The organism is Shewanella sp. 0m-8, assembly GCF_052977265.1.
On the sequence record NZ_JBRIMB010000003.1, the window covers coordinates 105337 to 127830 of the forward strand.

The 22494-nt window shown below is 42.9% G+C and carries 16 protein-coding genes and 6 tRNA genes; 10 read left to right on the forward strand and 12 right to left on the reverse strand.

The window, feature by feature from the left end:
• Positions 1 to 697: 697 nt before the first annotated feature.
• The 5 genes from ACVBIO_RS02575 to trmB form a co-directional block, all read right to left on the reverse strand.
• Positions 698 to 1639 (reverse strand): LysR family transcriptional regulator, encoded by a 942-nt coding sequence (locus ACVBIO_RS02575; RefSeq protein ID WP_447160486.1) that lies wholly within the window; start codon positions 1637 to 1639, stop codon positions 698 to 700.
• A gap of 366 nt (positions 1640 to 2005) precedes the next feature.
• Positions 2006 to 2821, reverse strand: a complete 816-nt coding sequence (locus tag ACVBIO_RS02580) for a YggN family protein (protein ID WP_447160485.1) — start codon at positions 2819 to 2821, stop codon at positions 2006 to 2008.
• A 270-nt stretch (positions 2822 to 3091) separates the two neighbouring features.
• Complete coding sequence (gene glsB, locus ACVBIO_RS02585; RefSeq protein WP_447160484.1) at positions 3092 to 4006, reverse strand: glutaminase B; 915 nt, start codon at positions 4004 to 4006, stop codon at positions 3092 to 3094.
• Positions 4006 to 4332, reverse strand: a complete 327-nt coding sequence (locus ACVBIO_RS02590; RefSeq protein WP_447160483.1) for a YggL family protein — start codon at positions 4330 to 4332, stop codon at positions 4006 to 4008. The genes glsB and ACVBIO_RS02590 overlap by 1 nt, the downstream gene beginning before the upstream one ends.
• Before the next feature lie 50 nt (positions 4333 to 4382).
• Positions 4383 to 5096, reverse strand: a complete 714-nt coding sequence (gene trmB / locus ACVBIO_RS02595; protein WP_447160482.1) for a tRNA (guanosine(46)-N7)-methyltransferase TrmB — start codon at positions 5094 to 5096, stop codon at positions 4383 to 4385.
• Between the two features lie 232 nt (positions 5097 to 5328).
• Between trmB and mutY the strand changes: the two genes are divergently transcribed.
• Complete coding sequence (gene mutY, locus ACVBIO_RS02600) at positions 5329 to 6393, forward strand: A/G-specific adenine glycosylase (RefSeq protein ID WP_447171896.1); 1065 nt, start codon at positions 5329 to 5331, stop codon at positions 6391 to 6393.
• A 2-nt stretch (positions 6394 to 6395) separates the two neighbouring features.
• Complete coding sequence (locus ACVBIO_RS02605; protein ID WP_012276265.1) at positions 6396 to 6674, forward strand: oxidative damage protection protein; 279 nt, start codon at positions 6396 to 6398, stop codon at positions 6672 to 6674.
• A 136-nt stretch (positions 6675 to 6810) separates the two neighbouring features.
• On the opposite strand, the gene ACVBIO_RS02610 is transcribed toward ACVBIO_RS02605, so the two are convergent.
• Entirely contained in the window at positions 6811 to 7398 is a 588-nt protein-coding gene (locus tag ACVBIO_RS02610) for a YceI family protein (RefSeq protein ID WP_447171897.1), read from the reverse strand.
• A 92-nt stretch (positions 7399 to 7490) separates the two neighbouring features.
• Positions 7491 to 8039 (reverse strand): cytochrome b, encoded by a 549-nt coding sequence (locus tag ACVBIO_RS02615; protein ID WP_447160479.1) that lies wholly within the window; start codon positions 8037 to 8039, stop codon positions 7491 to 7493.
• Positions 8040 to 8449: 410 nt separating this feature from the next.
• Between ACVBIO_RS02615 and ACVBIO_RS02620 the strand changes: the two genes are divergently transcribed.
• The 6 genes from ACVBIO_RS02620 (at position 8450) to ACVBIO_RS02645 (ending at position 10700) form a co-directional block, all read left to right on the forward strand.
• A tRNA-Phe gene (locus ACVBIO_RS02620) sits at positions 8450 to 8525 on the forward strand.
• Positions 8526 to 8578: 53 nt separating this feature from the next.
• Positions 8579 to 8654: transfer RNA gene (locus ACVBIO_RS02625), tRNA-Thr, on the forward strand.
• Between the two features lie 746 nt (positions 8655 to 9400).
• A tRNA-Phe gene (locus ACVBIO_RS02630) sits at positions 9401 to 9476 on the forward strand.
• 53 nt (positions 9477 to 9529) lie between these two features.
• Positions 9530 to 9605, forward strand: a tRNA-Thr gene (locus ACVBIO_RS02635).
• Between the two features lie 890 nt (positions 9606 to 10495).
• Positions 10496 to 10571 (forward strand) — tRNA-Phe (locus ACVBIO_RS02640).
• 53 nt (positions 10572 to 10624) lie between these two features.
• A tRNA-Thr gene (locus tag ACVBIO_RS02645) sits at positions 10625 to 10700 on the forward strand.
• A gap of 278 nt (positions 10701 to 10978) precedes the next feature.
• Here the strand turns inward: ACVBIO_RS02645 and ACVBIO_RS02650 are convergent.
• From ACVBIO_RS02650 to ACVBIO_RS02670, 5 genes are all read right to left on the reverse strand, one after another.
• Positions 10979 to 12292, reverse strand: a complete 1314-nt coding sequence (locus ACVBIO_RS02650) for a sugar MFS transporter (RefSeq protein WP_447163685.1) — start codon at positions 12290 to 12292, stop codon at positions 10979 to 10981.
• Positions 12293 to 12602: 310 nt separating this feature from the next.
• Positions 12603 to 13760, reverse strand: a complete 1158-nt coding sequence (nagX, locus tag ACVBIO_RS02655; protein WP_447171898.1) for a transmembrane glucosamine N-acetyltransferase NagX — start codon at positions 13758 to 13760, stop codon at positions 12603 to 12605.
• A gap of 425 nt (positions 13761 to 14185) precedes the next feature.
• Complete coding sequence (gene nagA, locus ACVBIO_RS02660; protein WP_447171899.1) at positions 14186 to 15319, reverse strand: N-acetylglucosamine-6-phosphate deacetylase; 1134 nt, start codon at positions 15317 to 15319, stop codon at positions 14186 to 14188.
• Positions 15320 to 15384: 65 nt separating this feature from the next.
• Positions 15385 to 16281 (reverse strand): N-acetylglucosamine kinase, encoded by an 897-nt coding sequence (gene nagK, locus ACVBIO_RS02665; protein WP_447160475.1) that lies wholly within the window; start codon positions 16279 to 16281, stop codon positions 15385 to 15387.
• A gap of 237 nt (positions 16282 to 16518) precedes the next feature.
• Complete coding sequence (locus ACVBIO_RS02670) at positions 16519 to 19188, reverse strand: family 20 glycosylhydrolase (protein ID WP_447171900.1); 2670 nt, start codon at positions 19186 to 19188, stop codon at positions 16519 to 16521.
• An 836-nt stretch (positions 19189 to 20024) separates the two neighbouring features.
• Here ACVBIO_RS02670 and ACVBIO_RS02675 point away from each other — a divergent pair.
• Complete coding sequence (locus ACVBIO_RS02675; RefSeq protein WP_447160473.1) at positions 20025 to 20753, forward strand: SapC family protein; 729 nt, start codon at positions 20025 to 20027, stop codon at positions 20751 to 20753.
• A 77-nt stretch (positions 20754 to 20830) separates the two neighbouring features.
• Positions 20831 to 22372, forward strand: a complete 1542-nt coding sequence (locus ACVBIO_RS02680) for a tryptophan halogenase family protein (protein WP_447171901.1) — start codon at positions 20831 to 20833, stop codon at positions 22370 to 22372.
• Positions 22373 to 22494: the final 122 nt, after the last annotated feature.

Here is a 22494-nt window from a genome sequence, read left to right on the forward strand (position 1 = left end):
GCTTTATACCAATCTGGGCCGTAACTAAACTCGAGGCCGAAATATGCTTGGTCATTAACCCTGCAAGCAAATTCGGCTAACAATGGCTTCTATACCCAGGCCACCAGCAGATGCCGATGATGATAAGGCTCGCTAAACTCATCTCCTCGGTTATAAACAGTAGCACGGTTCACCTGCCAGCCCAGTAAGCAGACTGCTCACGACTTTCATTATTCACCAGACTGAAATGATTCAAAAGTGAAAGACCTTGATATAGAACGAACTTCAAACTGTTTCAAATGCAGAACAAGGGAAGGTATTTAAGCTTTGGTACAGCCCAAAAAGAAAAATACCCCGGCTATAAATAACCGGGGTAAACCAAACTAGGTGATGGTTTTAAGGCTGACATTGTTTTAGTTCTTAAACCGTCTGTCAGCATTGATGCAAAATGCTTTTAGCTGCTCTGTATAGCACAATAGAGAGGGGTCATTCTCGATTACACTATAGGACTCAGAACTTTTGAATCAACTGCCAGCAATTGTATTAAAACGAGAACAAACTTCAACTGAAATGATTTTAAGTTGTTTAGCCAAGGCTAAATTCAGCTTGACTAAACAATGTACAGCAGGGATTAAGTGATTGAATAAAAAGCACTTAAGAACTCACTACATTAGCAAGATTTCACACTGTTCAAAATATAAAACAATGTTTCTCCATTTTACTTACGTTTTGCATACAATTCTTTTAAAGGCGCATCCCAATATGGCGGTGTACCGATATGATCTTTTATAAAATCAATAAAGGCACTGACCTTTGGTGCTAAGTGTTTACGTCTTGGGTAAACCGCTTGTAATGGCAAATGATGAGTCAACTGCCAGTCTTCAAGAATTGGCACCAGAGTCCCCTTTTCCAGCTCATCTTCAAGCAGATAGCTTGCTAGATAAACCACACCGAGTCCGCTTACCGCCGCCGACTTTAATGCTGGGGCATTATCGACTCTGAAATTACCTGTTACGCCAATCTCACAGTAATCATCACCTTGCTTAAATTGCCAGATACTGTGCTCATGCCATTCACCTTGATATACCAAGCAGTTATGGTCTACTAACTGCTCTGGGCGGCTAGGTACACCATGCTTCTCTACATATGATGGCGACGCGGCTAACAAGAACTGACATTTCATCAGTGGTCTTGCAACCATCCCAAGTGGCAATTGCTCTGACATCGTAAGTAGTAGGTCTAAACCTTCACTAACCACGTCGACTTTATGGTCAAGTAAGCTAACTTGAAGTTCGAGCTCTGGATGCTTAGCCATAAACTCTGGCAAAGCAGGGATGATGTGCATGGTACCGAATGACTGAGAAATACCCACTTTCAATACGCCTCGGGTAGCATCATTAAGATTATGAACGCTAGCAACAGCTTGGTCGGCATCTCTTAATAACTCTTCTCCTTGGGCATACAATAGATGGCCCGCCTCAGTTAAACTCAAGCTTCTTGTGGTACGTTGAATCAATTGAACACCAAGCTTATGCTCCAGATCGGCCACTTGGGTACTTACTTTAGACTTTGATATGCCTAACTTTCTCGCCGCAGAGCTAAAACTGCCCGCTCGAGCCACATGGGTAAAAATTGCGATTGGTTCTAAAAGTTCTAACATGTAAATCGCCTTAAGGTGTTTACGACAGTAATAGTACTTCCATCGCTAAGACATGCTGTTTTCTATTAAAAACAATATCTTAAGTGAATATATGTACGCTAGAGTAGAGTTTGTATTATGTAACCAATAGTTGGTTTTTGTTTTTATTTTTAGAAGTATACCAAAAAATCCCCATAACTCATCAAATATGTAGTTTGGGCTAGGTACAAAGGGGATCGGTAGTACAAAAGTCTAGTGAGGCTTTAAATGTAAAAACCCCTGCATAAAGGGGGGATGCAGGGGAGGTTGCAAATCAATCAAGGCAACAGCTTTACTTCATTGTTTTACCAAGCGTATATCTTAGTAACGAGTCCAGTGAAGTAATGTTTACTCAAGCATAGTGGTATTAGAGGATTCAACTAAAGGATAGCTAGCAAGTTCTGGGATCTCGTCACGCAACTGTTGCTCCAGTACCACTAAGGTTTTAAATCTTTCGCATAGCTTTTCGCCACGGGCTTCTAGATCAGCGGCTTGCTGCTCCATCTGCATCTCGATATCATCACCAATGGTTTCCATCTTTTGAGAAAAAGAGTCCATCTTCTGTTCAAAGCTATCACCGTCGCCCGACATCATTTGTGCGCCTAAAGTCATCATCATGCTGCCGAGTGAGTTCTGCACTAACTCTTCCATCTCTTGCTCAAACTCCTCTCCAAAGGCATCTTCTAGTGATGACTCTGTCGAGCCAAGGTAAAACGTATCGCCATGTTGGTACGCTACGCTTTCGATTCGTTGCTCAAGACCTGACATCATTTCGTCAATCTTAGCACCTGCGCTATCACCTAACAGTGGGGTTAACGCAAGACTCACTGCAGAAGAAGCCATTCCAACCGCATCATTAACCAGTTCAATCACCTCAGGTACTTGCGAAGAAACCTCTTGTGAATACTGACTCACTAATGCTTGCTGCTGTTTATTAAGTGACACTTGCTTGCCATTAACAAATAGCTCATCCATTTCGATGCGATACTTTTCATCACCAACCTCACTGACAATCAGTTTCTTAGGCTCTACCGTGACGTCATAATTAAGCGCGACTTCGCACTCTTTATTCATTGACTGGTCGCTATGAGCGGCAACGGTTTGTAGACTCGTTGCTGATAGCAACACGGCTGAGATCCCAACAGAGGTAAGTAGTTTTTTCATCGCATCAATCCTTTATCGCTATAGTCTGTATGATATTATTTTCAATCTTGATGTAAATAAAGCATAGACCATGCCAAACAAGCTAACACCATGTTTTTAAAGGTTATCACTTGAGTTGTATAGAGGTGATACACGCTGCTAAATAATATATTTGGCCAATTAAGCTAACAATTGGCCAAATATCAAAAACAGCTGATGTTGATACTGATGTAGGAACTAATTGTAGAAACTGACTATAGTGACTGGCTGTAGACAATTGACTGAGTAAAACTAAAAAATCGAACGGCCTAAAGTCTGACTCAAGGCTTCTAACACTGCCGTGCCCGCTAAAGAGTTGCCATTGGCATCAAGCTCCGGAGACCAAACACATACAGACATGTCACCAGGGATCACCGCGATAATGCCACCGCCGACACCGCTCTTACCCGGCATACCGACGCGATAAGCGAACTCACCCGCACCGTCATAAAGGCCGGATGTGGCTAATAACGCATTTAACTGCCGATTCTGTACAGGACTAATTAACTGTTTACCAGCAAGGCTTTTACCTGAGTTAGCTAAGTAAAACATAGCACGGGAAAGATCTGCGCAGCTCATGCGAAGTGAGCAATAGTGAAAGTAGCTGTGCAACACAGTATCAACGTCGTTATTAAAATTACCGAATGATTTCATCAAGTAAGCTATCGCGGCGTTTCTTGCGCTGTGTTGATATTCAGATGCGGCAACGATTTTATCGTATCCCACTCTATTGTTTTCACTTAAACCACGAACAATCTCAAGCATACGGTGCTTAGGCGCACCTAAACGACTTTGCAAAAGATCGGCAATAACCAGCGCACCAGCATTGATAAATGGATTTCGCGGTAAGCCTTTTTCCAATTCAACTTGAACTAAAGAGTTAAAAGAATGGCCTGAGGGTTCTTTACCGACTCTCGACCAAATCTCATCTTCTTCATACAGCATTAGCGCCAAGGTAAGACTAAATACCTTAGAAATACTCTGAATTGAAAAGGGCTCGAGATAATCTCCAGCCCCTATAGTGACACCGTCAGAGGTCGTCACTGCAATACCTAACTTATTAGCATCAACTTGGGCAAGGGCTGGAATATAGTCAGCCACTTTACCCTGTCCTAGAAGAGGTCGTACTTTTTCTAGGATCTCTTCAAGTAATGCCAATTCAGGCATTAGCCCCACCAAATATCGTAAAGCTCGCCAATTTCGAGATCAGATACAGGTTGAGCGTCAAAGAATGCTTTAACTGCAGCTCGGTGCTCTTCTGTACACTTGCCGATACCTTGAGTGGCAATAATACCTTCCCACTCTTTGTGTCCACCGCCGTGATAACCTAGGTCGTTAGGTTCAATCACTTCATCGATAAACTGATCAACGATTGCATCAATTTGCTCTTCTGTTACTGACTCATTAAAAATCCAGTTAACGTCAAATCCAAACTCTTGGAACTCATCAACGCGTAATTTCTTACGTAAGCGACGGCTACGGTTTGCTGCCATGGTTGTTCTCCTAGATAGCTTATTTACAGTATATAAATTCGGTTTAGCGCTTAAACACGCTCAAACATAAGATCCCAAACCCCATGACCTAAACGGTGGCCACGCGCTTCGAATTTAGTCAATGGACGATGATCTGGACGTTCAACAACATCACCTGTCGCAGATTGGTTTTTATAACCAGGCGCGGCATTCATCACTTCTAGCATATGTTCGCTGTAGTTTTCCCAATCTGTTGCCAGATGGAATACACCGCCAACTTTAAGTTTCTTGCGGATCAATTCAGCAAATGGTGCTTGAACGATACGGCGCTTATGATGACGAGTTTTATGCCAAGGATCTGGGAAGAACAATTGCACACAAGCCAGACTGCCTTCAGCAATGCTATTTTCAAGTACTTCAATTGCATCATGGTGATAAACACGTAAGTTAGTCACGCCCGCTTCAGCAGCTTCTGCCAAGCATGCACCGACGCCGGGTTTATGCACTTCGATACCGATAAAGTTAAGCTCAGGAGCCGCCTTAGCCATTTCTACCAATGACGCGCCCATGCCAAAGCCGATCTCTAGAACGGTATCTGCTTCACGACCAAATACTTCGACTAAATCAATCGATTCTGGAGTGTAATCTAGGCCCATGATTGGCCATTGCTGCTCCATTGCTTGAGCTTGGCCTTTAGTTAAACGGCCCTCTCTCAATACAAAGCTTCTCACTTTGCGAAGGTATTTACCTTCTTCATTGAATTCAGCGGTTGTTACGTCGCTCATTTTCGCCCTCGCTTAAGACAGCATAATTTAAAAAAGAAAGGCATTATCCAAAGTTCAACCTTCAGTGCAAGCCTTATTGTGGCGAAATTATACCAATAATCTCAGTTTGTGCGAGCAGTGCCTTTGCTTTACAGCTAAATAAGCCATATTTTGCTTACAACTCCAGCCACTTTGCCATAAAAAGCCCTGTGCTTTGCTTGTTTAAACCCTAGGCTAAAGTTACACTGCGCCGATGAAAACTACCGCGCTTTTTTCAACAAGAATTATCGAATGGTACGACAACTTTGGTCGTAAACAACTTCCTTGGCAACTCAATAAAACCCCATATAAAGTATGGATTTCAGAGATCATGCTCCAGCAAACGCAAGTTGCTACGGTTATCCCCTATTTCGAAAAGTTTATCGCACGATTTCCAGATATTGATAGCCTAGCCTGTGCCGAGCAGGACGAAGTGTTGCATCACTGGACTGGACTTGGTTATTACGCGCGCGCCAGAAACCTACATAAAGCCGCACAAATAATGCAGTCTGATTTTAATGGCGAGTTTCCAACTCACTTTGATGATGTTTTGGCATTACCTGGTATTGGTCGTTCAACGGCAGGTGCAGTGCTTTCGCTATCTTTAGGACTCAACTTTGCTATTCTCGACGGTAATGTGAAGCGTGTTTTAGCTCGCCATGGTGCAATCGAAGGCTGGCCAGGTAAAAAACCTGTCGAGCAGCAACTTTGGCAATTAACCGAAATGTTAACCCCAGCTAAAGATATTCAAAAATATAATCAGGCCATGATGGATATTGGTGCAACAGTCTGTACGCGCTCCAAGCCTAACTGCGCCCAATGCCCTGTAGCCATAGACTGTAAAGCCCAGTTAAGTGGCCGGCAGACCGAATATCCAGGTAAAAAACCAAAGAAATCCATTCCAGAAAAGTTTGCTTGGCTATTAGTCATAGAAGATGAGCATCAAGTGCATCTTGAGAAACGACCACCCGTGGGTATTTGGGGCGGTCTCTGGTGCTTTCCTCAATTTGCAGAGCGCGCCGAACTCGACGCTTATATTAAAGACAAGCAACTAAAAATGACCTCGCAACAAGAGTTAGTCGGTTTTAGACACACTTTTAGCCACTTTCACCTCGATATCCAGCCGGTGTTGGTCCGAGTAAGTGGTATTAGCAATAACCAGATCATGGAACAAAGTTCCGCGCTCTGGTATAACTTATCTCATCCACCTAAAGTTGGTTTAGCCGCCGCTACTGAGCGAATTCTGGCTGACTTAGGTTCTGTATTAATTAAGGAGTAATCATGGCTCGCACAGTAAACTGCGTGTACTTAAACAAAGAAGCAGAAGGCCTAGGTTTTCAGCTTTACCCAGGTGACTTGGGCAAGCGTATTTTCGACAATGTCAGTAAAGAAGCTTGGGCACTTTGGCAGTCAAAGCAAACCATGCTGATCAACGAAAAGAAACTGAACATGATGAATGTTGATGACCGTAAGTTCTTAGAAGAGCAGATGGTAAACTTTTTGTTTGAAGGTAAAGATGTCGAAATTGAAGGCTACGTGCCGCAAAAAGACGACGAGTAACTGACTGTTTAGCATTAGTTCGAGCTGGTCGCAGCTTTAGTCTGCGCCACAATGTAACGTCATCAAAAACGCCGCTTAAATTAATTTAAGCGGCGTTTTGTTTTATCTATTTAAAGCACTTTTTGGTGACTTGAAATTACTTACGAATTCCTTCTACCACTAAATCTAAAACCACATTAGCTGATGCTGGCCCTAAATCGACTTTAACGTCATAGTCTTTTAAGGCAAATTCAGTGCTGCCAACAAAACCTGAACGATAGCCGCCCCATGGGTCACTGCCCTCACCTATTATTTTGGCATCTATGGCTAACGGCTTTGTGACACCATTAAAAGTAAAGTCACCATTAATAACAAAATTGCCGTCGCCCTTGTCTACTGCTGATGTTGATACAAAGCTTGCCTGCGGAAATTTGCCCGTATTTAAGAAGTCGCCACTACGTAAATGCTTATCTCGCTCAGCATGATTAGAATCGACGCTGGCTGTATTAATGGTCACATTGACTGTAGAATCTGCAATATTGTTGATATCGAAGCTAAAATCACCTGCAAATTGATTAAAACGGCCTACCACAAAGCTATAACCTAAATGGCTTACTTTAAATTCGATAGAGGCATGCGCGCCCTCTGTATCTATCACATAGTCTGCGGCTTGCGCGGTACTTACCATACTCATAGAAGTGGTTACTGATGCTGTTAATGCTAGAGCTAAAAATTGGCTGTTCATATTCTATCCTTGTTTATCGTGCGCTCGATTAAATGAGCTAAATCGTTTGAGCTGGTTAATCTTTGCTGCCATAGCGGCGTAACTTTAAGGCCCTATGGCAATGGCTTAATCATTCTGCTTAGGGTTTTGTCTTTATCAATATAGTGATGTTTGAATGCGCCTATAGCATGAATAACCACCAGAGCAATTAGCCCATAAGCTAAATATTGATGAATAGCCCCAGCGATATCGGCTTGTTTGCTTATCAACTCACCAAAACTTGGCACCTCTAACCAATCAAATATCCAAATACCTCTGCCATCCGCCGTCGAAATGAGATAACCACTGAGCATAATCAGCAGCATTAATAGATAAAGTGCATTGTGCGCTAAGTGAGCTGCACGCTTTTCCCAAGGCTTATGGGTCGTCAACTCGGCCGGTTTAACCGAAAAATAACGCCAAACGAGTCTAATTAAAGTCAGTAGCAGCAATAACAACCCAATACTCTTATGCAGGTGGGGGGCAGTTTGGTACCAACTGCTGTAATAGGTTAAATCGACCATCCAAAAGCCGACGGCAAACAGTCCAATCACAGCGATGGCTGATAACCAATGGATCAAAATGGCCACCAAGCCGTAAGAGTTATCTGTATTGCGAAACATAATTTTCCCAGCACCTAGTTAATGAACCCATCATACAAACTATTTTTAAACATAAAACCAGCAAATTTAGGCGGTTAAATTCTATTTTTTAGAAAGGTTTTGCTCGATAGCTAAGCAAACTGCTCATGGTTGAATAAAGCAGCTCAAACATCGCGGTATTACTATTGCTGTTTTCGTTAACGCTTTATTAATAGCGCAACGGTTAATCAATTGATGAGCGCATGGGCTCAGTTGATTGTTCTGATTTATCAAGCTGCACACAAACTAGCCGAACAATCATTAATGAGTAAAAAAGCCCTTGCAGGATTTTATATCCCGCTATAAGATACGCGCACTCCAAACGGGACAGGCCTTAACGCCATCTAGTTTGCAGTAGCAAATCTAACGTTTACATTTATGTATCGCTAGTTGCCCGAATAGCTCAGTCGGTAGAGCAGAGGATTGAAAATCCTCGTGTCCCTGGTTCGATTCCGGGTTCGGGCACCAACATTTTTTAATGAGTGACTTAACAATAGTTAATTGACTTGTTAAGCAAATAAGCCGGCATAGCTCAGTTGGTAGAGCAACTGACTTGTAATCAGTAGGTCCCGAGTTCGACTCTTGGTGCCGGCACCATAAAAACAAAAAAGCCACTCAATAGAGTGGCTTTTTTGTATCTAAAATCAGCAAGCATATTCCCAAAGCTATACCCAATCTATACCTAAGCTACATCACTCAATAAATTATCTTTCGATCACACCAGGGATTGCTCACCTGACTGAATAATTTATGTCAGGTAGCCACTGTAACTCATGCATACTTAACTATCACAATTAATATGATGAAACCTGATTTAGCCAAACCCAATGTGACGCAGCCCGATTCAATCGACTTCGAATGACTGCAACCTACCCTTTTTAGCTATAGCTTACTTTTGCTAACGCCTTTTGCTAAATTCTGCTTAGCTTACTAATGAACTTACGACTGAAACTGACGGCTTTGCTTACTGTTTAAATCGCAAGCATCATGATTCGGTTATTTTTCATAGCACCTAGCGTTCATAGCACCTAGCGTTCATAGCACCTAGCGTTCATAGTATCTTGCTTTGCCAGCAAACATATTTACCTGACTTACCCCTTTGCAGCGAAAGCTTACAGCTCATAGTGGCAAAGCAAATGGCGCCACTGCGCAAATAAAGCTCAAGCAGCCTTAAAAACAAGCGCAAACCTCGGGGAGAGCTTATTTGTTGCGCAGTTGCACACTTAGGTACTTGCACCTTCAAAAACATCGCTATATTATACGCGCACTCCAAACGGGACTGGCTTTAACGCCATCAAGTTTGCAGTAGCAAATCTAACGCTTACATTTAGTAGCGATTAGTTGCCCGAATAGCTCAGTCGGTAGAGCAGAGGATTGAAAATCCTCGTGTCCCTGGTTCGATTCCGGGTTCGGGCACCAACATTTTTTAATGAGTGAGTTAACAATAGTTAATTGACTGGTTAAACAAATAAGCCGGCATAGCTCAGTTGGTAGAGCAACTGACTTGTAATCAGTAGGTCCCGAGTTCGACTCTTGGTGCCGGCACCATAAAAACAAAAAAGCCACTCCTTCGAGTGGCTTTTTTGTGTCTGTAATTTAACAATGTATTCTTAGTCGACATGCGGTTAACGTTTAAAACACTACTGGTGCTGCTCCCCCTTTAACAGGTAATCAAAGTCAGTATAAAGATTTGCTTCCTCAGCCAGAGCTTAGCGCTGCAGAGGCAAGGCCATTCATGGCTCTTCGGTAACTGCGCCTGCGTTACTCAGCCTCCTATATTCATATAGCCTTGTATTCATATAGCCTTGTTTTCATATAGTCGTGTATTCATACAAGCTTGCATTTATGATATTTCCAGCAGCAAACCTTAACGGATAGAGGAAATGTCTTATGTATGTCGGGAACATACAAGACCATGTGGTTTGCAACGAGTGAAGAGCATAGTCATTTTACGTTTAAGCTCGTTACACAGTATCAGAGCCGCTAAAACTTGCCTGTAAGGAGCGTTTTTGCGGCCTCCTTCTGCATTGAATAGGCTCAGAAGGAAACAACTATTATGTCATCCATTCGCCTTGAAAGAGTTTGCCAAGAAACACTCTGAGTAGATCAACTTCTTATACTGATTGGTATAATGAGCCTTCAGTCAGTGGTTATTTTCAAAAGCCACCTGTTAGCAATAGCTAACCCACGCAATAAAATCGTCATCATTAACTGTCTTAATCTGTGTCTAAGCGCACTATCTTGAGCAGTACTTGAGCAATGACAGTGGTAAATAACTTACTTTAGACAGCTTTAGATTGCGATTCGTCGCCACAAAACAAAAAAGCACTTGCACCTTATAAAACATCACTATATTATACGCGCACTCCAAACGAGACAGGCTTTAAATGCTGTGTTTGAAGTAGCAAATCTAACGCCTACATTAGTAGCGATTAGTTGCCCGAATAGCTCAGTCGGTAGAGCAGAGGATTGAAAATCCTCGTGTCCCTGGTTCGATTCCGGGTTCGGGCACCAACATTTTTTAATGAGTGACTTAACAATAGTTAATTGACTGGTTAAACAAATAAGCCGGCATAGCTCAGTTGGTAGAGCAACTGACTTGTAATCAGTAGGTCCCGAGTTCGACTCTTGGTGCCGGCACCATAAAAACAAAAAAGCCACTCAATAGAGTGGCTTTTTTGTATCTGTAATTGCTCATCATTTAAAGTTCTTAATACTAAAGAAAAATCTAACGAGATAGACGCCTAACCTCCCATGCGTCTCCTATAGCACTCTAGCACTTTGTATAAGCGTTATGTTGTTCCTGAACGCTTTTCCCACCTTTGCCATGCTTTGCCCTTAAAAAAACAAAAAGGAGCCCTTAGGCTCCTTTATGGATCAAACCTCAACATTAAAGAGGCATGACAGAGTGACTAAGCTGATTACCAGCTGCGCATCTTATGGCCTTTTAAGGCGTAGAATAAGATAAACAGATAACAAGGTAAGCCAACCCAATACGCAACCTGTGTATTGTCTGCAAAGTAGGCCACTTTACCAAATACCAAAGGTAAGATTGCACCACCTGAGATCCCCATGATTAATAGAGCTGAACCTTGAGCCGTGTACTTACCTAAACCTTCTAGTGCTAACGGCCAGATTGATGGCCATACAAGTGCATGAGCTAAACCCATCATAGCGACAAATGTCACCGTATCAGGGATCACCGGAATACCGCTCCAGCCCCAAAGAATATCAGCAATCATTGTGCTTTCACGAGAACCTAACGCAGCACCAATAATACAGGCAATCCCCGCTAGAGCTGAGCCAAGTAGTGCCTTTTCTTGACTAATAAACTTAGGAATACAAGTCACACCAATAATGTAGCCAAACACCATAAACACCATGGTGTAAGACGTCAGTGAAGCAAAGTTATTTACCCCTAAACTCTCACCGTACAAACCAATTGTGTCACCAGCAATAACCTCGACACCAACATAAGCAAACAAAGCAACTGCGCCTAGTACCACTTGTGGAAAGTGAGTAATACCACCCTTTTCTTGATGATCATCAGCCACTTCAAACTCTAGCTCTGGCAGCGATGAAAACTTAACTAAACCAATTAAGAACGTCAGTGCTATAGCCATATAAATATAAGGCATCACCAGTCTTGATGATAGCTCATTGATCTGCGCTAAACGGTCGGCCTCGCTCAATGCCGCTAAGTGATCGGCAGTAAAATTTTCAAAACCTGATAATACCAATGCAGTAAATAAGATAGGTACGATGACACCAGCACCTTTGTTAATCAAACCCATAATACTAATACGCATTGCGGCGCTTTCTTTAGGGCCAATATGCACAACATAAGGGTTAGATGCGGTTTGCAAAATGGTCAATCCCGTACCCAATACAAATAACGCTCCTAGGAATAGGATAAAGTTGGCACTCTGGGCAGCGGGAATAAAGAGTAATGAGCCAACAACCATAATAGCTAGGCCTATCGCCATACCATTTTTATAACCCGTCTTCTTAAGTATCGATGACATTGGTAGTGCCATCACCGTATAAGCTATATAGAACGCAAACGTAACAAATAACGCTTGGAATTCATTAAGCTCACAAATGATTTTAAGGAAGGGGATCAGTGAGCCATTAAGCCAAGTCACAAATCCGAAGATGAAAAAGAGCACACCTATAATGGTCATAGGCAGTAAGCTGCTCTTGGGGCTAACTTGAGCCTGAGTCGTTGCTGTCATGTATTAAACCTGCTTCTTATAGTAATTGATTTTATGATACCAGATTAAACTGCTACCCCATCCTTCATTGATACCACTTAGCTTTTGCAGACTGTCATCTGCTTATATTCTGTGCTTAGCTTTTTAACGTAGTGCTAATTCAAAGCCCAATGTTTCATCGATGTTAAAGCATTATTGCAAAAAAGACAACGCTGTCATTTTTACTTAAACAACCTATTTAACTTAGTTAAAGTTGCCTCCCCGCTTACTCCCAGGCAGTATAAAGCCCAAGCTTTAGATTTAACTTAAGAGTAAGTTTAAGGCTAACAACTTAAACCTTGATGAAAATCTCGCGCTTATACATCCAGTAAAGTACCAACCACTGCACCAATAATAAGCCTATAACGCTTGCTAATGCCTGCGCATTCTCAGGCAAACTTAAAATCACGCCACCAAATAAGCTGCTTGCGGTGTAGTTCCAATTTACGATACTCGAAGCAATATAAATCACAATTGAGTTGCAGCCAATGACCGTAAATAAAAAGGCCCATTTCTGCACTTTAATGACATCAATGATGGCGTAAAACAGTGCCAAGAGCAGTATGCTCCAACCCGATGTCACTAAGGTAAAACTGCTGGTCCATAGGGTTTTGTTCACAGGAATGAGAGGAGATAACAACCAGCCTCCCCCAACGAACGCGATACCCGATGCCATTAATATAGCCACTTTATACCAGTCACCTTGAGCATGGGGCTTGACGATAAAGTGCCCCACAAACACTCCTATTAAGCCATTAACTACAGCAGGGATCGTCGAGAGTATACCTTCTGGATCAACCGCCGCATTTTGATAAGTCGCTCCAGGTAAAAACAAACTATCAACTGCCGCATTAATTGAGCCCGTCACAGTAAATGGACCTGTGTCATCAAGGGATATAACGGGAAAGGCTTGTAGTAAAGCATAACCAATTAGCACTGTAATCGCGGTGATAATTTGTGTCCGCAAGCTAGTGTGCCAAACCAGTAAAGCACAAAAAAACCAAGCAAACGCGATTCTGCCTAACACACTGGCATAGCGAACGTCGCCAGCAGAAAATGGTGCCCCTGTACCCCAGCCATGGTTATAAATCACGCCAAAAAACAGTAATAACAGCAGTCGTTTTACCGCATGTTTATATAAAGGAAAACGTTGAGGTATTGGCAACTTATCAAGGCGTTTTGGTGACAAGCCTAATGCGACACCTGACAGGAAAATAAATAACGGGAAAATTAAGTCGTAGAAGGTAAAGCCGTTCCAAGCACTATGATGCATTTGCGCGTCAAACCACTTAAAGCCAGCCCAACCAGTCATCACCAACAAAGCAGCAAAAATAGCTTCGCCACCTAAGATCCAGAACATATCAAAGCCACGTAATGCATCTAAAGACTTGAGCCTAAGCTTTACTCTGGGCTTTTCATTTGATTGGGGGTTATTTGTTATTATTGTCATGGTAACGACCCTTTCTACGACTTTTTATAATGGGTATAAATCAAAGCCTTTGTTTTTCAAGTTAGTATTCACTACTGAGGCTTTGATTGACAGCTTCGTTGTTAACTGTAAATTCTTAGATACTGAGTACTTGAGTGCTGAGCTCCTAAATACAGAGCTCTAAAATGCTTAGTGATTGAGCCCTTGGATACATAATCCTTGAGTACTTAATCCTTGAGTACTGAGGTCTTGAATGCAAGGCTCTTTGCTACAGAGCCCTTAGTAGCAAAGCCCTTAGCAACAAAGTCTTTAATAGAAAAAACCTTAATAAAAGAGCACTTAACAGACGAATGTCTAACACTTAGGCTCTACATAAGCTCGATAACATAGCTCATCTAGACAGCAGCACCTAGACCAGAGAATCCAGATAAGAGTATCTAGACAGCCTAACGCTTAAAAACTCGCTCACCAGCAATGAAGGTTTGCACGGCATCATAGTTATTATCAACCAGCACCATATCGGCTCGGCCGCCAAGCTTAAGTGTTCCCATCTTGTCACTAATACCTAAAAATTCAGCTGGGTATAGCGATGCCATTCGCAGTGCTTCTGCAGGCTCAATACCCAACATATTGATAGTATTAGCCACCGCACCAGCCATATCGAGCACGCAGCCCGCAAGCTCACCCGTTACAGCGTTGAGCCTGTCGCCAACACGCAGCACCTGAGTACCAAAGAGCTCAAAGCTGACCTCCTCCTCCAAGCCGACTGGCGGCATTGCATCAGTCACTAACATCACCTTACCTTTAGGCTTGGCATTGATTGCGACTCTTGCCGAAGCAGGGTGAACATGGTGACCATCAACAATCAAGCCACACCAGGCATCCTGGCTCTCAAGCGCAGCACCAACCATGCCAGGATTTCTTGAATCTAGTGCAGACATAGCATTAAACAGGTGAGTAAAACCTGAAGCGCCAGCTTTGAGTGCTCTTTTCACCGTCTCGTAATCTGCATTAGAGTGGCCTAGACACACTCTTACATCAGCTTTAACTAAGGCCTCTATGACTTCAGAACTCACATTTTCAGGTGCGAGAGTAACGACTTTGATGCCTAAATCTTGACGACTAAAAACCTCAAGTTCCGCATCTGAAATGCGTCTAATATGAGGCTGTGGGTGCACACCTTTTTTAGGCACACTTAAATGGGGCCCTTCAAAGTGAACACCTACAACTCCTGCACTGTTTATCGTTATCGCCTCTGCAACGGCATCAGCAGCTTGACGCATAACACTGACATCATCGGTAATTAACGTCGGTAGAAAAGCCGTAGTGCCAAATTTAGCATGAGCTTGGCCAATGGTTTCAATGCCTCGTAAGCTCGGAGAGGCATTAAATAACACCCCACCACCGCCATTAACTTGTACGTCAATAAAGCCTGGTGCAATAAGGCCGCTTACGCGTGACTCGCTGGCCCCCTGCACCGTATCAAACGCCAATATATGGCCGTCTTCAAACGTGATAGGCAAGTCAGTATGGAATCGAGTTCCGTCAAACACGCGATCTGCAATTATCGTCTGCTTCATTTTATTCTCGCTTACTCAAATATGGCGCCATTGAATTGTTTTCTATCTGCTATACATGCCCGCGCTTAAGCCTTCGCATCTTGCTGCTGAGCATAAAAGGCTGCGCCCCACTCTGGCGGCTGCAGTGTTGGTGAAAGTCTACCTAATACATCTTCGTCTAACCAAGCTGCTAGTGGTTCAGCTAATCCACCAATCATAGAAAATCGAGGCGGATTTAACTCAAATAACTTTCTAGCTAGTTCGCTTATATAGCCTGCGCCTTCACGCACTATGTCCAGAGCGACGCCATCATTTTGCGCCGCACATTCAAACACAATTCTAGCAAGCTTGGCGTAGGTACTTGATGACTGCCCAGCGAGGTTTTCAACAATGCCTAATGCACTATTAACCTCAAAGTATTCATAGAGTCGCTGACTTAATAAGGTTTTCTCACCAAAGCCATCTAAATCTAATAACGCGCTTTCACTCGCCTTAAGCCCCAGCCAAGCGCCACTTCCCTTATCACCTAAGGCAAAGCCGTGGCCGCCTAAAAACAGCTCTTTATCTGCTACGCGAGCGTAACCACAAGAGCCTGTACCTGTGATAATAACCGCGCCATCTAGGCCTTGATGTGCACCAATACAGGCTGTGTGTAAGTCGGTAGTCAAATACATACTGGCAAACGGATGCTGCCAAGTGGCGATATCTTGATACAGCCTAGGCACATTCACTCCGGCTAATCCAAGGCCTGCGATTAAACGCTTGCTATCGGCGGGAGTCAGACCCGCATCAGCCAATGCCAGTTGGCTAGACTCTTCAATGGATTGAAATGTTTGAGCTAAACCATGAAGGGGATTGGCGCGCCCTGCGACACCCGTACCGAGAACTCGATAGTCACGAGTGTAAATTGTTGCACGGCACTTACTACCACCACCGTCGATTCCTATGTATAGGGACTCTTCTTTCGTCTGGCTCATGCCCATGACAGACCTCTTTATTGTTCTCATTCTTTTAGTGCAGAATGGATCTAGGTTTTATATACGCGAATTGCGAATAAAGCCCACCAAGTTAACCTCATGTTACAACAACAATGACAGCGTTGTCATTTGTTTTTTAAACTTGCTCACAAAAACCAAAAAAACGCAGCAACGCCTTAGCACTGCTACGTTCAAGCTTAGTTAATACTTACATTTACAACCAACACACCTGTTGAGTAATTGTTACTTAACAATTAGAGCGCGCCCTTTACGCTTACCGTCAGCTGCAATAACACGCACCTCAACTGGCGCGGTAACTGCTACACCATCTGAATATGCCTGCCATTGTCCTGTTGCATCACGATATTCAATACTAAGACCTGGAAAAATCACATTGGCAAACAATTTTCCATCTTTGATGACAGCACCAGCTGTAGGAACTCGATAGGCGATATCTGCTTTATCTAGCTTAAGAAGTTCTTTAGCACCTAAGGTGTTTGCCACACGGTGCCAATCATCAGCCTGAGCTTGACGCATCTCTTTAGTAAAGAAGCCACTTTGCTGATTATAAACCGCGCCTTGGTATTGATAAGGTACTTCCCACTGTGGCTTATGCCATGCACGCTCAGCGAGCATCATTACTCGAGGAAACATCATGTATTCAGCAACATCATCACTGCGCACGGTTTCGCTCCATAGCTGACCTTGAATACCCGTAAATTGCATTGAGGCTTTTAATGGTCCGCTAATGATGTTACCCGCCTCATCTTTTTTAAGCGTATCATCGGCTTCAAAAGGTAAGTTTTCGATGTCAGTCCATTGCTCTGCATTGGCTGGCAAGTTACCCGGCATAAAGCTATGTATTTTCTGTGAGTTGGTATTACGACTCGCCCAGTAATAGCCGTGCTCTTTAGGGTCGGCCTCATACGGGAAGTCAAAATATAAGACTTCAGGCTGACCTAACACAGCCTGCCAACCAAGATTAGCCTGGGTGTGAGCGCGTTGATGACCGCCATGAGCGACTACGTCCCAAATATTTGATTGGACTTGTTTGGGCATGTTTTCAGGGCGTGTATGGCTCATACCATCACTCCAGCCGGCAGCCTCTATACCTTTGTCAGCAAGTAACTTAGCCGTTCTTTCGATAAAGTAAGCACCGAGCTCTTCCATGCTAGTTACGCCTTTATCATTGTTAGCAATAAAGGCCTTACATGCTGGAGACGCTAACCAAGCACCTGCCGTTTCATCGGCACCTATGTGATAAAGGTTAAGCGGCACACCCGCTTGTTTGTGCATAGCAGCGATTTCATCAATGACTTTATTAATAAAGGTAAAGGTCGATTCCATACACACATTCAAGGTGTTGTCGTTGTAGTACTGTATTGATGAATAAACCGTTTTATCTTCGCTGTCGGACAATAGATATTGTTTTGCAGCTTCGGCTTTATCTGCAGCCATCAAAGTGCGATACCTTGCTTCCATTGACTTAATCGCTGCGCGTGAGTGACCCGGCATATCCATCGATGGGATCACTTGGATTTGTCTTGCGTTAGCGTATTTTAGAATTTCAATGTAATCGGCTTTGCTATAGTAGCCATTCACTTTAGCATCGCTAAAGGGGCCGCTGCCCAGCTGAGGCAATAAACAGCTATCTTCATTGAGATCATGACAACGCTTACTGCCAACCTCTGTTAGCTCAGGAAGATCTGCAATCTCTAAACGCCAACCTTCATCATCGGCCATGTGCAGGTGCAGCTTGTTAAGCTTGTATGCTGCCATTTGATCTAGCAGGTCTAAAATCAACTCTTTGCTATGGAAGTTACGCGAGACATCGATATGCATGCCGCGAAAATCGTAACGTGGTGAGTCTTCCACCAGCATTGGGTTAACCTCTAACGTATTGGCATCGACAAGAGATGCCAATGAGGCAAGACCATATGAGAAGCCCGCGTCATCGGCGGCAGAAATACTGATCATCTCAGGAGAAATATCCAAACGATATTGTCCTGTAGTCGCTGCTGAGGTTAATGGCAATAGCACGGTCTTGAGCCCTTTATCACTTTGACTCACACCAATTCGCGCTAATCTTTGTAGCGCAGCATCAACCGCAGCTAAGCTGACGTCATTGAGCTCGACATTTAACCCAGATTGCAGCGAAACAGGCTGACTCGCGGCTTTAATTTCAACCTTAACGGGTGTTGGTAAAATACTGTTTTCAGCCAAGGCCACGTTATTAGGCGTAGCTAAGTTATTGCGATACAATACTCCTGTTGTAGCCCATTCTAGCTTGTCGATTTCACGGCGTTTATATTGGGTTTCGCTATTACTAAAGGCACTGACATAGGGACGCACCTCCATGCCTGTTTCAGGATCAACCGTGACTTGTGTACTACGAATAATGACGGGTTCAAGGCCTTCAGCAACGATATAGTAATTTGGCATGGCATCAATTTCAGAAAGTTGCCACAGCTCGCCTCTAAACTGGATGGTTTTAGTTTCGCCGAGTGTAAGCCCTTTAAAGCCTGCAGCGGGTGTTATCTTGTGTAGATCGCCTTGCACTCGCGTAATATCAAACTCATCGCCAACGATGCTTTGAATCGGACGCATCTGAGAGAAATAGATAGACCAGTCTTTATTGCTGATATCCATTTGGGAAGTGAGCGCAATTTCGGCTAAGAAGCATCGTCCATCACTAACGTTTTTATCACAGTTATCATCGGGAACATTGGTTACAACGGTATATTGAACATCGAGGGTATCGGCAATGTTATTAAGAATTGATTGCGTCAAAACACCTTGATTGACAGTTTGCGGGCTGGATGCCTTTGAACTTGCTGGGGCTTCATTTGGGTTAGAGCAAGCACTTGCCGCTAGTGCCAATGCTATTGCGGCGACTACCACGTTAATTTTCATTACTTTCCTCGTTATCAATATTCTTATATCAAAGGTGAAATAATTTATTTTGATTTGTTTGGATTTATTTGAATTTAGTCTCGCCACTTCCTCCCCTTTAGAAGTAAGCGAACCCCTATACCAACCTACGCGTCTCTTCCATTGTGCCAGATAAAAAAATGGCCGAGTACTCATAAAGCACTCGGCCCATACTAGTTTCTGGGGAGAGACTATATAGGAGTAACAAACATCATGTTTGCCAAAAACATGAAGTAGGAGACCTCATCCTCTTCATGTAGACCTTACAAACAACCTGTCACACAAGCAGATGACAACGCTGTCATTTAAATATACACAAAAGTGTACAAAACAACTACATTTATTTGACACTTAAGCCATGAATCACTGTTAGCAATTAAAAATATCTAATAAAGCTTCTTTTAAACATGTAGTTAAGAAATTCCCCCGGTTAAAGCGATCTCCCCCCTGAGGATTAAAAAGCACTCAATGCGAGTAACGTTAACCCCATTTCATTCCTCTATTGCCTGTATCACTCGAAAACAACAAATTGCTTAGCTGTTTAAGGTCAATTATTGACAGCGCTGTCACTTATTAGTATACCTATCGCTAACAAGTAACACACATGAGTGTTAACCTACTTTAGGCTAAATAATATTTAACGACGCAATATTTACAAAGCTGTATTTATCGAGCCTGTATTTACAAAGCTGTATTTATTGAAGCTGTATTTACGAAGCTGTATTTACGAAGCTGTATTTACGAAGCTGTATTTACGAAGCTGTACTCACAGCTATTTATGCCACAGTCTAAATGGCTGTACCAAAGGACTCAGTAGAATGAACAATAATATCGTCCCTCTTAATTCTGACCATCACCTTAACTTGCTCATTAGCGAGTCACAAGATTACAGCCGTTTTGCCGATCAAAACCTGATACCTGTGGTTTTTCATGAGTTTCATCATTTGGCGATAGAGTTTCCGCTAGTATTTGTAAAAAATAGCGAAACAGGTCAATTTATTCCCGTCGCTATGATGGGGATTAAAGATAGCCTCAATCTGTACTGCCAAAATAGTAACTGGCCCGCAGCAGTTAAACCTCGTGGTTTTAATAATGCACCACTGTCTTTAGTCAAACCCAACCAAGACAGTGATAATGTTCTCGTCTGTATTGATACTAGCAGCCCTTTAGTTACCGAGTCTGATGACAGTGCTCAGCGGGTATTTAACGACGACAAAGAGCAAAGTGAATACCTAAAAAAGCGTACTCAAGCATTGCTCGAAATAGCAGCATTTAATGAACAAACAAACAATATCTGTCAGTTGCTCGCCGCAAAAGGGTTATTTAGTGTAAAGCAGCTAACAATAAAGCTTGCGCAAAGTGAGCAACCTATCAATATTGATGGTGTCTATGTCGTTGATGAACAGACTTTAAACCAGCTGAGTAATGATGAATTTTTATCACTAAAAGATAATGGATTATTACCGCTTATCTACGCCCATCTGCTATCACTGCAGCAGATCCCTCGCCTTATCGAAAAACAAAATCAGTACGACTTAACTCATTAGTTAATGTGATAATTCAGCCGTAAAGCATCTTTGTGGTTGCTACGGCTGATAGTTCGCAAATGCCAAAGGTAGACCAAATGATCGCTACGACTCCTCCAAAAAAGATAATTATTATAGGTGGAGGCACCGCCGGTTGGATGAGCGCAAGTCTTTTGCATCATGCTTGGGGCATTGCTGGCTGTAACATTACCGTTATCGATTCTGCCGAAATTGCAAAGATTGGTGTAGGAGAAGGCTCCACTCCAACATTAAAACGTTTTTTTGAAACCCTAGAAATAGCAGAATCTGAATGGATGCCCAGATGTAATGCCACTTACAAATGTGGTATTAGCTTCCCTAACTGGCTGTCTAACATTGAACACAATAGCTACTTTCATCCGTTTTATTCTGATATTGATACCAAAACAGGTCAGGCGTTTATCCATAACACTGACCTAAAGCGTCAAGGTTTTGCGGTCGATGCACATCCTGATAATTACTGGTTACAAAGCTTTTTAGCAAAAGAAAACCGCAGTCCAAACACCGATATAGCGCTCAATGGCACTATGGAATATGGCTATCATTTTGATTCTGCATTATTAGGTGAATATCTAAAAGAGCGCGCAATAAAACTAGGGGTAAAGCATGTCTCAGATACAGTCGAACATATTGAAACTGATGAAAAAGATAATATAAAGCAGCTTCTCACTCAGTCCGGTGAAAGACTTACCAGCGAGCTATTTGTTGATTGCACAGGTTTTAGCGCTTTATTAATTGGTAAAACCCTAAAAACATCATTTAAAGACTATTCAGACAGTTTGCTCAACGATAGCGCAATCGCGATCCCATCGAATATCAATAACTGTGAGCCTATGCCACCTTTCACTGAGTCCGCGGCTTTAAGTGCAGGTTGGGCATGGAAGATCCCCTTAAGTAGCCGTTATGGTAATGGTTATGTATATTCCTCAAAGTATATTGATAGCAACACAGCTGAAGCAGAATTGAGGGCACATATTGGCAATGACTGTGAAGGTATGCCTGCCAAGCATTTATCTATGCGACTCGGAAGAGTTGAAAAACATTGGCATAAAAATGTGCTAGCGGTGGGCCTTTCTCAAGGCTTTATCGAGCCCCTTGAGGCCACAGCCTTAATGGCAGTGCAATATACGCTAGAAGAGTTTATTCGCAGCTATGCAAGAGCTGAGTTAAGCCAGCAAAACCTATTTAACAGCAAGATTAATGCGATGTTTGATGCCATTAAAGACTACATTCAGGCACATTATTTTTTAAATACTCGCACCGATAGCCAATATTGGCTTGATGCACGAAACCTGCAAACCTGCTCTGACAAGCTAAAGCAAATCATAGCGGTTTGGGATTCACCTGATGGCGATCTAGAGACAGTGCTACAAGCGACACAAAGCCATACAGCCTACCTGACTCCGAGTTGGTACTGCCTGTTAGCCGGGAAAGAACGTTTTAACCCACAAAACACCAACAAGCTAGCAAGCGATAAAGCGGTTAAACTTGATAATATTATCAAATACTTTAATACCGTCACACAGCACTTTCCGCCACATCAGCAGCAGCTCCAATCCCTTTACGGTAAAGAGTGGAGAGGTTCTAATCCGTACTCTTAGTACGTTATCCCTGGATGTTATCCCTGAGTACTATTCCCCTGAGTACTATTCCCCTGAGTGCTATTCCTCTGAGTACTATTCCCCTGAGTACTATTCCCAGGTGCACGATTCTTAGATGCTCT

What these genes read in the sequence shown, in the direction of transcription:
- nagX (WP_447171898.1), bottom strand. Translation starts at nt 13,760, where the DNA reads ATGACAATAATAACAAATAACCCCCAATCAAATGAAAAGCCCAGAGTA.
- glsB (WP_447160484.1), bottom strand. Translation starts at nt 4,006, where the DNA reads ATGCCTGAATTGGCATTACTTGAAGAGATCCTAGAAAAAGTACGACCT.
- ACVBIO_RS02675 (WP_447160473.1), top strand. Translation starts at nt 20,025, where the DNA reads ATGAACAATAATATCGTCCCTCTTAATTCTGACCATCACCTTAACTTG.
- ACVBIO_RS02680 (WP_447171901.1), top strand. Translation starts at nt 20,831, where the DNA reads ATGATCGCTACGACTCCTCCAAAAAAGATAATTATTATAGGTGGAGGC.
- ACVBIO_RS02670 (WP_447171900.1), bottom strand. Translation starts at nt 19,188, where the DNA reads ATGAAAATTAACGTGGTAGTCGCCGCAATAGCATTGGCACTAGCGGCA.
- ACVBIO_RS02590 (WP_447160483.1), bottom strand. Translation starts at nt 4,332, where the DNA reads ATGGCAGCAAACCGTAGCCGTCGCTTACGTAAGAAATTACGCGTTGAT.
- ACVBIO_RS02610 (WP_447171897.1), bottom strand. Translation starts at nt 7,398, where the DNA reads ATGAACAGCCAATTTTTAGCTCTAGCATTAACAGCATCAGTAACCACT.
- trmB (WP_447160482.1), bottom strand. Translation starts at nt 5,096, where the DNA reads ATGAGCGACGTAACAACCGCTGAATTCAATGAAGAAGGTAAATACCTT.
- ACVBIO_RS02575 (WP_447160486.1), bottom strand. Translation starts at nt 1,639, where the DNA reads ATGTTAGAACTTTTAGAACCAATCGCAATTTTTACCCATGTGGCTCGA.
- ACVBIO_RS02615 (WP_447160479.1), bottom strand. Translation starts at nt 8,039, where the DNA reads ATGTTTCGCAATACAGATAACTCTTACGGCTTGGTGGCCATTTTGATC.
- nagK (WP_447160475.1), bottom strand. Translation starts at nt 16,281, where the DNA reads ATGGGCATGAGCCAGACGAAAGAAGAGTCCCTATACATAGGAATCGAC.
- mutY (WP_447171896.1), top strand. Translation starts at nt 5,329, where the DNA reads ATGAAAACTACCGCGCTTTTTTCAACAAGAATTATCGAATGGTACGAC.
- nagA (WP_447171899.1), bottom strand. Translation starts at nt 15,319, where the DNA reads ATGAAGCAGACGATAATTGCAGATCGCGTGTTTGACGGAACTCGATTC.
- ACVBIO_RS02650 (WP_447163685.1), bottom strand. Translation starts at nt 12,292, where the DNA reads ATGACAGCAACGACTCAGGCTCAAGTTAGCCCCAAGAGCAGCTTACTG.
- ACVBIO_RS02580 (WP_447160485.1), bottom strand. Translation starts at nt 2,821, where the DNA reads ATGAAAAAACTACTTACCTCTGTTGGGATCTCAGCCGTGTTGCTATCA.
- ACVBIO_RS02605 (WP_012276265.1), top strand. Translation starts at nt 6,396, where the DNA reads ATGGCTCGCACAGTAAACTGCGTGTACTTAAACAAAGAAGCAGAAGGC.